Origin of the sequence: Flexivirga sp., assembly GCF_035551235.1 — a bacterium.
Taxonomy (GTDB): domain Bacteria; phylum Actinomycetota; class Actinomycetes; order Actinomycetales; family Dermatophilaceae; genus Flexivirga.
The window spans coordinates 130,833-142,181 of record NZ_DASZNO010000047.1; the positions used below are offsets into that span (position 1 = coordinate 130,833).

Annotated in this window: 11 protein-coding genes; 8 read left to right on the forward strand and 3 right to left on the reverse strand. The window is 67.2% G+C overall.

Going from position 1 to position 11,349, the window contains the following annotated elements; genetic code table 11:
• Positions 1-75 precede the first annotated feature (75 nt).
• Positions 76-756 (forward strand): amino acid ABC transporter permease, encoded by a 681-nt coding sequence (locus tag VG502_RS17210; protein ID WP_325551306.1) that lies wholly within the window; start codon positions 76-78, stop codon positions 754-756.
• Positions 753-1,676 carry an amino acid ABC transporter permease gene (locus VG502_RS17215; protein WP_325551307.1) on the forward strand — a complete coding sequence of 308 codons (924 nt, stop codon included), beginning with the start codon at positions 753-755 and terminating at the stop codon, positions 1,674-1,676. The genes VG502_RS17210 and VG502_RS17215 overlap by 4 nt, the downstream gene beginning before the upstream one ends.
• 14 nt (positions 1,677-1,690) lie before the next feature.
• Here the strand turns inward: VG502_RS17215 and VG502_RS17220 are convergent, their stop codons facing one another.
• Positions 1,691-2,398, reverse strand: a complete 708-nt coding sequence (locus tag VG502_RS17220; RefSeq protein ID WP_325551308.1) for a FadR/GntR family transcriptional regulator — start codon at positions 2,396-2,398, stop codon at positions 1,691-1,693.
• Between the two features lie 123 nt (positions 2,399-2,521).
• Between VG502_RS17220 and VG502_RS17225 the strand changes: the two genes are divergently transcribed.
• Genes VG502_RS17225 through VG502_RS17235 form a run of 3 tightly spaced genes read left to right on the forward strand, consistent with a single transcriptional unit; the run spans position 2,522 to position 5,909 of the window.
• Positions 2,522-3,877, forward strand: coding sequence for an MFS transporter (locus VG502_RS17225; protein WP_325551309.1), 1,356 nt, complete (start codon positions 2,522-2,524; stop codon positions 3,875-3,877).
• The gene (locus VG502_RS17230; RefSeq protein WP_325551310.1) at positions 3,874-5,115 is read left to right on the forward strand and encodes a CaiB/BaiF CoA transferase family protein; all 1,242 of its coding nucleotides are present in this window, start codon (positions 3,874-3,876) and stop codon (positions 5,113-5,115) included. Before VG502_RS17225 ends, VG502_RS17230 begins: the two co-directional genes overlap by 4 nt.
• Positions 5,112-5,909: an enoyl-CoA hydratase/isomerase family protein gene (locus tag VG502_RS17235; protein ID WP_325551311.1), complete on the forward strand. Its 798-nt coding sequence runs from the start codon at positions 5,112-5,114 to the stop codon at positions 5,907-5,909. The genes VG502_RS17230 and VG502_RS17235 overlap by 4 nt, the downstream gene beginning before the upstream one ends.
• Positions 5,910-6,060: 151 nt before the next feature.
• Here VG502_RS17235 and VG502_RS17240 read toward each other — a convergent pair whose 3' ends face one another.
• Entirely contained in the window at positions 6,061-6,747 is a 687-nt protein-coding gene (locus VG502_RS17240) for a DUF2848 family protein (RefSeq protein WP_325551312.1), read from the reverse strand.
• 119 nt (positions 6,748-6,866) lie between these two features.
• Between VG502_RS17240 and VG502_RS17245 the strand changes: the two genes are divergently transcribed.
• A complete protein-coding gene (locus tag VG502_RS17245) occupies positions 6,867-8,207 on the forward strand; it encodes an MFS transporter (RefSeq protein ID WP_325551313.1) in 1,341 nt (446 codons plus the stop codon).
• Here VG502_RS17245 and VG502_RS17250 read toward each other — a convergent pair.
• Entirely contained in the window at positions 8,198-8,869 is a 672-nt protein-coding gene (locus VG502_RS17250) for a GntR family transcriptional regulator (RefSeq protein ID WP_325551314.1), read from the reverse strand. The two genes, VG502_RS17245 and VG502_RS17250, sit on opposite strands and share 10 nt — an antisense overlap.
• Between VG502_RS17250 and VG502_RS17255 the strand changes: the two genes are divergently transcribed.
• Together VG502_RS17255 and VG502_RS17260 are read left to right on the forward strand one after the other, a co-directional pair.
• The gene (locus VG502_RS17255; RefSeq protein ID WP_325551315.1) at positions 8,868-9,647 is read left to right on the forward strand and encodes a carbon-nitrogen hydrolase family protein; all 780 of its coding nucleotides are present in this window, start codon (positions 8,868-8,870) and stop codon (positions 9,645-9,647) included. The two genes, VG502_RS17250 and VG502_RS17255, sit on opposite strands and share 2 nt — an antisense overlap.
• 144 nt (positions 9,648-9,791) lie before the next feature.
• Positions 9,792-11,243, forward strand: a complete 1,452-nt coding sequence (locus VG502_RS17260; protein ID WP_325551316.1) for an amidohydrolase family protein — start codon at positions 9,792-9,794, stop codon at positions 11,241-11,243.
• Positions 11,244-11,349: the final 106 nt, after the last annotated feature.

Consider the following 11,349-nt stretch of genomic DNA (forward strand, 5'->3'; position numbering starts at 1 on the left):
ACGGTGACCATCCGTCACGTGGCCACCGTCGGGTCCGGCGCCCATCATCCGTAGAGACAGATAGGAAGGGCACCGGTGGCTTCGCTCTTCTCCGACTATCAGATCTGGACCGCGCTCTGGACGACCGTGAAGCTCGCGGTCCTCAGCGCGATCGGAAGCCTGATCCTCGGCACGATCATCGCGACGCTGCGGCTGTCGCCGGTCGGCATCCTTCGCTTCGTCGGCACGTCATACGTCAACATCTTCCGGAACACCCCGCTGACGTTGATCATCCTGTCGTGCAGCTTCGTGCTCTACATCCAGCTCGGCGTTGCGCTGGCCGACTCGGGTGATCCGAAGTTCGCGGATGTCAACGCTTTTCGGCTCGCAGTCGTCGGTATGACGGTCTACCACGCGACCTACGTGTGTGAAGCGCTGCGATCGGGCTTCAACACCATCCCGCTCGGCCAGGCCGAGGCGGCCCGCTCGATCGGCCTGACCTTCGCGCAGAGCATGCGCGAGGTGATCCTCCCCCAGGCGTTCCGCGGCGCGGTCGTTCCGCTGGGCAACACACTCATCGCGCTCACCAAGAACACCACCGTCGCAGTCACCATCGGCGTCTACGAACTGTCCGGTGTGCTGAAGACAGTTACCGAGAGGGACCCCGGATTGCTGAACCTGTCGTTCATGGCCGTCGGCGTGTTCTTCATCCTGTTGACGCTGCCGGTCGGCGTCGGACTGGGCTGGCTCGGTAAGCGTGTGGCGGTGAAGCGATGACTGCGTCAGTCCTTTTCGACGCGCCGGGGCCCAAGGCCCGGCGGCGTTACGCGATCCTCGGCGTCGTCGGCGGGATCCTCTTCGCGGCGATCCTCGGCGTCATCATCTGGAAGCTGGCCGACAAGGATCAGTTCGCCGGCTACAAGTGGAAGCCGTTCGCCGAGTGGGGCACCTGGAAGAGCTACATCCTTCCCGGCCTGCGCGGAACGCTGATCGCGGCGGCGCTCTCCATCGTGATCAGTCTGGTGCTCGGTGCGGTGCTGGCGATGCTGCGCCTGATCGAAGTGCCGAAGAGCAAGGGACCTGCGGCGGTCGCCGTGCGCGTCCTGCGCTGGGTGGTGACCGCCTGGGTGGAGCTCACGCGCGCGCTCCCGGTCCTGCTGATGATGCTCTTCATCTTCGGCTGGCTGAGCGCACACGGGCAGGGCAGCGGCAACGGACCGCTCATCGCGACGGTCGCCGGCCTGGCCTTCTACAACTCGTCGGTCATCTGTGAGGTGATCCGGTCCGGCGTCGACCAGTTGCCCGCCGGTCAGCGCGAGGCGGGAAGCTCGATCGGCCTCAGCGCCGGCCAGACGGTGCGCATCATCCTGCTTCCGCAGGCCATCACCGCCATGTTGCCGTCGCTCATCAGCCAGGTCATCGTGGTACTCAAGGACACCGCTCTCGGTTACAACGTGCTGTATGGCGAAATGCTCTACCGCAGCAAGCCGGCTACCTCTTTGAACGGCAACATCTTCGCGATGCTCGTCGTCATCGCGGCGATCTACATCCTGATCAATTACGCGATCAGCAAGCTCGCGACGTGGGTCGAGCGACGCCTACAGGCCCGCGGCCGCAAGGTCGGCCCGACAGCGGCTCCGGGCGACCCGGCCGGGCCTACCAACGCGCCCGGTGTGGTCACCGGCGAAGGAGTCTGACACCGCGAGGCGCCTCAGTCCTCTTCGTCCGGCTCCCAGCTGAGCAACCGCACGGTGCTCACGTGGTCGACGTGCCGGTGCATCGCCTCGGCTGCGGCCTGCCCGTCACCGGCTCGGATCGCGGCGGCGATCCGAGCGTGATCGGCATACGACTGGCGGGGACGATCCGGCTGCCGCAACGACTCCCGACGGCTCTCGGCGATGGCGTCGCGGATCTCCTCGTAGAACGCCTCCAGCAACTGGCTGTGCGCCGCGGCCGTCACGGCCTTGTGGAACCGGCGATCGCCCTCGATCGGCACCTCGTCGCGATCGATCTGCCCCTGCATGAAGACAAGAGCCGCGTCGATCGCCGCCAGGTCGTCCTCCGTATGCCGCGCCGCGGCGAGCGCGGCCAGCTTGGTCTCCAGTGCGTCCCGAGCGTCCAACACATCGGGCAGCCGCTTCTTGCGCGCGACCAGATCGGGTAGCGAGTCGACCTCCAGACGATCACGCACCAGGTAGATGCCGCCACCGTGGCGCGTTTCGACGAGTCCCTGGACCTCGAGAGCAACGATCGCCTGAGCGACCGATGCCCGGCTGACACCCAGCCGGGCCGCGAGTTCCCGCTCGGGCGGCAGCCGTGAGCCGGATGTGAGTCCGGACTGCGCGACATGCTCCTGCAACCGCGCGATCACCTGCTCGTAGAGCCGCGTGCGCCCCACCGGACGCAACGTGTCCGCCATTGCCAATCACCTCCACCACGAATTGCCAGTCTCGCAGGGTCTTGACGTGGCTCAGCCCCTGGGGCACTATTCCGGGCAAGCAAAGTGGCTGATTGGCTCAGCCAATTTAGGGAAGGTGGACAGATGAGCTCTGAGACCCGATCCGACCAGGCGGCCCTGCGACGCCGGGCGGTGATCGCCAGCACCGTCGGAACCACCATCGAGTGGTACGACTTCTTCCTCTACGGGACGGCCGCGGCACTCGTCTTCCCGAAGCTGTTCTTCCCGAGCAGTTCCAACTTTGCCGGCGTGCTGGAGTCGTTCGCGACCCTGTCCGTCGGTTTCGCGGCCCGCCCGGTCGGCGCCGCGATCTTCGGTCACTTCGGCGACCGGGTTGGCCGTAAGGCCACCTTGGTCACCACGCTGCTGCTGATGGGCGGTGCGACCGTGCTGCTCGGACTGCTGCCCGGCACCGACAGCATCGGTGTGGCCGCACCGGTGATCCTCGTGCTGCTGCGGGTGGCCCAAGGTATCGGCGTCGGTGGCGAGTGGGGCGGCTCGGTGCTGATGTCCATGGAATGGGGCTCCGAGCAGCGCCGCGGCCTGATGGCGTCCTGGCCGCAGCTCGGCGTGCCGATCGGGCTGCTGCTGTCCACCGCGATGATGAAGCTCATGGGCGCGACGACGACCAGTGCCCAGTTCGACTCGTGGGGCTGGCGCGTGCCGTTCCTCGCCAGCATCCTGCTCGTGGCCGTCGGCATGTACGTCCGGCTGCGTGTGGAGGAGAGTCCCGAGTTCGCCCGGGTCAAGCGCACCGAGCAGGTCGTCAAGCAACCGCTGGTGCAGGTGATCCGGGAGCATCCGATGGAGATCCTCACCTCGGCCTTCGTCCGGCTTTCGGAGCAGGCACCGTTCTACCTGTTCATCACGTTCGTGCTCACCTACGGCACCAAGCACCTCTCCCTCGACAAGGGCGAGCTGCTCGACGACACGCTCGTCGCCGCCGCACTCGGACTCATCTCGGTGCCGCTCTTCGGTCACCTCTCGGACCGGTTCGGCCGTCGCACGGTGTATGGCGTGGGCGTCGTCGCGACAGCTGCTTTCGCCTTCCCCTACTTCGGTCTGCTCGACACCAAGAACTCCGGGCTGATCCTGCTCGCCATCGTGCTCTCGCTGGTCTTCCACGACATGCAGTACGGGCCGCAGGCGGCACTGATCGCCGAGAGCTTCGGCACCGGACTGCGCTACTCCGGCGCCGGCATCGGTTACCAGCTCGCATCGGTCATCGCCGGTGGGCCGGCGCCGCTCATCGCGGCCGCGATCCTGAACGGCACCGGCTCGAGCATCGGGATCAGCTGGTACATCATCGGCTGCTGCGTCCTGGCGTTCGGCGCACTGGTGCTGATGCCGCGCCGCGCGATCGCCTCGGCCGGCGCCGAGGTCCCCGCACCCGCAGTCCGTACGACGACCGCGACGACCACCAAGGGAGCGGCAGCATGACCGACACCACCCAAAGCGCCACCACCCAGGGCGCCTGGCAGGTTCACGAGGGCGCACTGACCGGGCTACGGGTGCTCGACCTCACCCGAGTCCTCTCCGGGCCCTTCGCCTCGATGATCCTCGCCGATCTCGGCGCGGACGTGATCAAACTGGAGGACGACCGGGCCGGGGACGACACCCGCGGGTGGGGCCCGCCCTTCCAGGGCGACGACGCGGCATACTTCCACTCCGTCAACCGGGGCAAGCGCTCCCTCGCGGTGAACCTGAAGTCGACCGCCGGCCGCGAGGTCGCGCTGCGCCTCGCGGACACGGCCGACGTGGTGCTGGAGAACTTCCGTCCGGGCACCGCGGCACGGCTCGGCCTCGGGTACGAGCAGCTGGCCGAACGCAATCCGGGCATCGTCTACGGCTCGGTGAGCGGGTTCGGGCAGACCGGGCCGCTGCATGAGCGCGCCGGGTATGACGCGATCGCGCAGGCCATGTCCGGGATGATGAGCGTGACGGGCGAAACCGGCGGCGGCGCAGTGCGATTCGGCGTTGCAGGTGCCGATCTGGCCGCCGGCATGTGGGTGACCATCGGGATCCTGTCGGCGCTGCGCGCCCGGGACCAGACGGGAGACGGCCAGCACGTCGACATCGCCCTGCTGGACGCCGAGACGTCCTGGCTGACGTATGTCGCGCAGAACTACTTCGCTTCCGGTGCGACACCGCGTCGCCACGGCTCCGCGCATCCCAACATCGTTCCGTACCAGGCGTTTCGGACAGCGGACGGCGAGATCATGGTCGCCGTCGGCAACGACGCACTGTGGCAGCGATTCGCGCCGGTCGTCGGGCTGGCGGAGCTGGCCGACGACCCGGCATACGCCACGAACGCACAGCGAGTCAGCCACCGGGACAGTCTCCTGCCGCTGGTGGAGACGGCTCTGAAGGAACGCACCGCTACCGAATGGGCCGACCTGCTCACGGACGCGGGTGTGCCGGTCGGTCCCATCCACACCGTCCCCGACGCGCTCGCCCAACCACAGCTCGCGGCACGCGAGATGGTGGTCGACCTGCCGCACAGCACCCTCGGCAGCGTCCGCACGCTGGGCACGCCACTGAAGCTGTCCGGCACCCCGGCCACGCTGCGCCACGCCTCACCGGTGCACGGTGAACACACCGCGTCGATCCTGGAAGCGTTGGCACTCCCGCCCGAGCAGATCGAAGAGATCCTGGGCACCGGATCGGTGGTCGCATGACTGCCGGAACCACGGCCACCACCGCGACGCCCGCACCGGGTGGCCCGGGCCGAATCGCAGTGAGCAGAACGGGATCCGTCGCAACCATCACCCTCGGCGACGGGCGGCGCCGCAATGCGCTGGGCGAGGCCGACTGGGTTCGGCTGGACATCGAGATCGCCCGTCTCGCGAACGACCGATGGGTGCGCGCGATCGTGCTGGTCGGTCGGGGCGCGACGTTCAGCGCCGGCTCGGACCTGACCGAGTGGGAAGCCGCGTCGGCCGCCGATGTGGAGCGCACTCTCGGTGCCATCGAGCAGTGCCTCCGTCGCATCGAGCTGGCGCCGGTCCCGGTCATCGCGGCTGTCGGGGGTGTGGCGGCGGGCGCCGGTTGCCAGCTGGCGCTCGCGTGTGACCTCGCCGTCCTCGAACGATCCGCGCGCATCGGTATGCCGATCGCCCGGCTCGGCATCCTGGCCTCCCCCGCGTTCGTGGCCAGAGTCTCGTCCCGTGTCGGCGCCACGCTCGCGGCCGATCTCTACCTCACCGGCCGGCTGCTGCGGGCGGACGAAGCCGACAACGCCGGCCTGGTCAGCCGGGTCGTACCGGCCGGCGAAAGCCTGCCTGCGGCATACGAACTCGCAACCGCCATCGCCGCGCAACCCTCGGCCGCGATCGCCTCGGCAAAACACGCGCTGCGGTTGGTCACGCGAACCGACCCGACCGCGGCCGGATCCGAGGAGGTGCCGACCGTCGCGTTCGACGAGTTCCACACGGCCGTCGGTGCGTTCGTCGCACACCGGACGAGCGCCTGACCCGATTCGTCGAATCGAACCCGTCCATCACACAGTCTCCGGCGTGCTCGAACCGCTGGTGCCGATCGCCTCCACAAGAGTTCTCGACCTCCTGCGCCCACAGCGGCGAGGAACGTCGGTATACGAGCACGACCGCAAGTGATGCCGTCGGTCAGTCCCACGCCGGCGCGAGTTGTTGCACGCTGTATGCCGTTCGACTGACGTTGCCGTGGGAGTCGGCGAGCTCGACCCGCCAGCCGTCGGCGAACTGGTCGATGCCGTCGATCATCGGGATCGTCCCACTCATGAGCATGGTGCCGGGCCGCGCGAGGTCGGCCCGCCGCAGCGCGTCGAGCCAGTAAGCCGGTGAGAGCAGCTGCGCCGGTGAACCGTCCTGGATCAACTGCTCAACTCCCTCATTGGTCACCCACGCTTTGAGCGTGAAGTCGTCGAACTGGTCCTCGACGTCCGCCCAGCGCCACGCAACGGTGCCCAGGAAATCGGGCGCGGACTGCTTGCTCCAGGCAACCCCATGCGTCTCGAGCGCGCGGTCGGTGTGATCGCACGCCGCAACGACGTACACCTCGGACGGATCGTCCGCGATGATCACGGCCCACTCGGCTTCCCCCGAGGTCCGCTGGTGCGGGGCTTGGACCGAATTACCTTGTGATACCAGGAGATTGGAGAGCGGATAGAGCGAGGGGACCCGTGACGGCGCAGGCACACCCAGCTCGGCGAGCTCATCGACGTGGTGCTGCACCTGGGCTTGGTCCCGCCCGGCGTAGCCGCCGTTGAAGACCCAGTTGATCTCAACCTGACGCACCCCAACCCCGAGGACGTGCAGCTCTACCACCGGCATATCGTGCTCCTTCGTTGACAAACGGGCCACGAAAGTAATTCGGGCCATCCTCTTGCGTACACCGATTGTATACAGTCAGTATGGAGTCCGCCAGATTCGAAGGACGAGAGGCTGGACACATGCCGAGCACGAAACCCGAGCATCCGCTGGAACAGCGCCGGACGCTACGCCGTGCGTTCATCGCGAGCCTGATGGGCACCTCACTGGAGTGGTACGACTTCGCGCTCTACGGCGCGTCGGCCGCCGTGGTGTTCTCCCAGCTCTTCTTTTCGAACGATGATCCGGCAATGGCCACCATCAAGGCCTTCCTGACGTATGCCGCCGGTTATATCTCCCGCCCGATCGGCGGCGTCGTGTTCGGCCGACTCGGCGACCGGGTTGGCCGCAAGAAGGTTCTGATGTGGACCTTGATGCTGATCGGCGGCTCGACGGTGTGCATCGGCCTACTGCCGACGTACGCGACGGTCGGCGTCTGGGCTCCCATCGCGCTGGTGGTGCTGCGGTTCCTGCAGGGTGTCGGCGTCGGTGGCGAGTGGGGCGGCGCCGTACTGCTCAGCAGTGAGTTCGGCGATCCGAACGAGCGTGGCTTCTGGGCCTCCGCCGCGCAGATCGGTGTCCCGCTCGGAAGTGTCCTCGCGAACCTGGTCCTGCTGATCCTCAGCTCGGCACTGTCGAAGTCGGCATTCTTGAGTTGGGGATGGCGGCTGGCGTTCATGCTGGCCGGCGTCATCGTCGCTTTCGGCATCTGGCTGCGACTCCGGCTCGAGGAGACCCCGGTCTTCAAACGTCTGGCTGAACGAAACGAGGTCCCGGAGGCACCGGTGATGGATGTGCTCCGCACTCAGCGGCGAGCCCTGACCGGTGCCGTGCTGAGTCGGGTCGGGCCGGACGTCGCCTACGCCTTCTTCGCGGTCTTCGTGCTGGTGTGGCTCAAGAGTGGGCCGCACGCTCTGAGTTCGAACGAGGCGCTGGCGTGCACCCTGGTGGGCGGTGCGTTCCAAGTCGTCACCATGCCCGTGGCGGGCTGGCTGTCGGACCGTGTCGATCGACGGATGTTGTATGCCGGGGGCGCTATCGGCGGGGCCATCTGGATGTATGTCTTCATCGCCCTGACCCAAACGAGGTCGTTCGCAATGGGATTGGCCGGAGTCGTCATCGGGCTGTTCTTCCACTCGATCATGTATGCCCCACAGGCAGCCCACGTCGCCGAGCAGTTCCACGCCCGGCTCCGCTACACCGGCTCCTCATTGGCCTACACGATCGCGGGAATCATCGGCGGAGGCTTCGCGCCGTCGGCGTTCGCCTGGCTCAACTCCAAGAACTCCGGTGGCTACCTGATCGCGGCATACGTGACGATCGCTGTGGTCATCACCCTGATCGGCCTGGCGATGGGCAAGCGTGTGGTGGACGAGGTCGACCAGAACGTGATCGACCCGCGGCTCACACCGAGTCACGTCTGATCGACCAGGCTGCGATGAGTTGCCTGCAGATGTTCACTGACGGCGGCGATTGCCTTGGCCTCGTCCTTGGCCACCAATGCATCGACGATCGCCTGATGCTCACGGATCACCTCGGTCCGGCGCGTGGGGTAACGCTGGATCGCCGCGACACCGATGTGCAGGTGCCGCATCCTGGCGATCGCGTACATGCGCTCGACCAATTGGTTCTCGGTGGTGGTGATCAGCGCCATGTGAAAGGCGCTGTCGATCGAGATGAACTCACGATCGGTGTCCGCCCGGCCCTGCAGATCGCGCTTCTGGCGATCGATGCACTCCTGCATGGTCGCGACGGGTGCATTGTCGCGGGCCAGGACAAGGCGGGTCGCCCACGTCTCGAGCGCCTCACGCGCTTCCAGCACCTCACGGATCACCGTCGGAGTGGGCGGTGGCGCAACCAAGGCACCGCGCCGCGGCACCAGCTGGACCAGGCCTTCACCTTCAAGCATCAGCATCGCTTCGCGGACTGGGGTGCGGCTCACGCCCGCGTCCTGCGCGACGGATGCCTCACTGAGGAAAGTGCCCGCCAAGCCGGGGTCCTCCAGTAACCGGCCGCGAAGGTAGTTGTATGCGCGCTCCCGCCCTGATTCCTGCATACAATAAGTATACGGACTGAGGAGAAACATGAAAGTATCTGCCGCCCAGATGAGCTCTACCGCGGATCCCGTACTCAACCTTCAAGACATCGAGAAGAACGTCAGGAATGCCGCGGACTCCGGTGCACGACTTGTTGTCTTCCCCGAGGCCTCGATGTGCCCATTCGGGACTGACCTGGCATCAGTCGCCGAACCGCTGGACGGCCCCTTCGCCACTGCCCTGCGCGAGCTTGCGGCGCAACACCGGGTCACCGTCATCGCCGGCATGTTCACTCCGGCCGATGCCGGGCGCGTCCACAACACGCTGCTCATCACCGGCGCCGGCGTCGACGCGTCATACAACAAGATCCACTTATATGACGCGTTCGGCTCACGCGAGTCCGACACGGTCGCGCCCGGACAGGATCTGGTCACCTTCGAGATTGAGCGCATGACGATCGGCGTGGCGACCTGTTACGACCTCCGCTTTGCTGACCAGTTCAGGGCGCTCGGCCGGGCCGACGTCGATCTGGTGGTGGTGCCGGCGTCCTGGGGCGAGGGGCCCGGTAAGGCCGCCCAATGGCAGCTCCTGGTGCAGGCTCGCGCACTCGACTCCCAGGCGTGGATCCTCGCCTGCGACCAGGCGTGGAACCCGCCCTCGGGCAGCGACCCGCTCGGTATCGGCAACAGCATGCTCGTCGATCCGTTCGGCTGTGTCCGGGCGCAACTCGGACACCAGCCGGCATTGCTGAGCGGCGAGGTCGACCCCAGCCTCGCACGGCAGGCACGCGCACGCATTCCACTCGGTGAGCACGCTGCGAGCTTCTGACCGAAGCCCGTAGAAGCTTTTCCGCTCCCGCCTCAATTGGGCGCGCGGCGGCCGGGAAGGGTACCCGGCCGCGCACCTGCGATTCCGCTGCCCGCCGGTGGTCGTCGTGACAGGCTCGGTGATGCCGCTCACCGAGGAGGACACATGACCCGCACCAGGCTCACCGCGCCATACATCGTCGCGCATCAGGATGACGGCCATCGGCTGCTCCGCGATGGTTGCATCGTCGTCGACGACGACCGCGTGGTGTATGTCGGCACGGCGTATGACGGACCGGTGGATGCCGAACGCCACTTGCCGGACCGCATCATCACGCCGGGTTTCATCAACACCCATTCCCACCTGCACTCCTCCCCCATCGACAAGTCGGTCCAGGAGGATCACGGTCCCCGGCAGTTCTGGCTGACCGGTCTGATCGAGATCCTGCCGGCCGAGGACGCCGGACTCACGCCCGCCGGCATGCGCAGTTGCGTCGACTACTCGCTCATCGAGCTCGCGCGGTCCGGCACCACCACCGTCATGCACCTCGGCGACGAGGCCGAATACGTCGCGGACGAACTCGACCGGGTCGGCCTGCGCGGGTATGTCGCACCGTCCTACCGGTCCGGGCGGTGGTTCACCCCGGACGGCAAGCGCGTCGACTACGAGTGGGACCTCGCCGCCGGGCAGAAGGGTCTCGAGCGGGCAGTCGATTTCGTTCGCGCCCAAGCGAATCGGGCGGGTGAGCGCGTGCAGGGCTTCCTCGGTCCGGCCCAGGTCGACACCTGCGCTGCCGAGCTGCTCAGGGACACCAAGCAGGCCGCTCGGGAGCTCGGTGTTCCGGTCTCATTGCACGCCTCGCAGGGCGTCTGGGAGTTCAACGAGATGACCCGGCGACACGGGCGGACGCCGATCGAATGGCTCGCCGACCTCGACTTCCTGGGACCCGACACCCTGCTCGGACACGCGATCTTCATCACCGGGAACAGCTGGGTCAACTTCGCCGGCGACGACCTGGGACTGCTCGCCGAGTCGCGCACCTCGGTGTCGTACAACGCCTGGTGCTTCGCGCGACGCGGCATCCTGATGGAGTCCTTCCCGGCATACGTCGAGGCAGGAGTGAACATGTGCATCGGCACCGACACCGCCCCGCAGTCGATGATCGAGTCGCTGCGCTGGACTGCGATCTCGGGGAAGATCACCTCGCGGCGAGCCGACACCTCCACCGCCAAGCGCGTGTTCGACGCAGCGACCGTCAACGCAGCCCGGCTCCTCGGCCGCGACGATCTGGGGCGAATCTCCAAGGGCGCGAAGGCGGACCTGCTCTTCTGGCGGACCGACTCCTTCGGTATGGCGCCAGTGCGTGATCCGATCCGGAACATCGTCTACTACGCCGGTCCGTCGGACCTGGCCGAAGTCTGGGTCGACGGTCGGCCGGTCGTCGAGGACGGCACTGTCCTCGGCACCGACCCGGAGGAGGCCGCGCGCGGCGTCCAGGCGGCCGGTGAACGCGTCTGGGCGCACTGGCACGAGGGCGACTGGGCGGGCCGGACGCTGGAGGAGCTGGCCCCGACAACCTTCCCCGACTTCGTGGAACCCGAGGTCGAGCGGAAGTGATGCAGACGATGTGGTCTGCGGCAAGATGCCCGACTCACCGCTGGTGACAGCGGTACGCTCCGGCCATGCCTCCTGCTGTCAGCCGGCGGACGCTCGCACAAGGCGC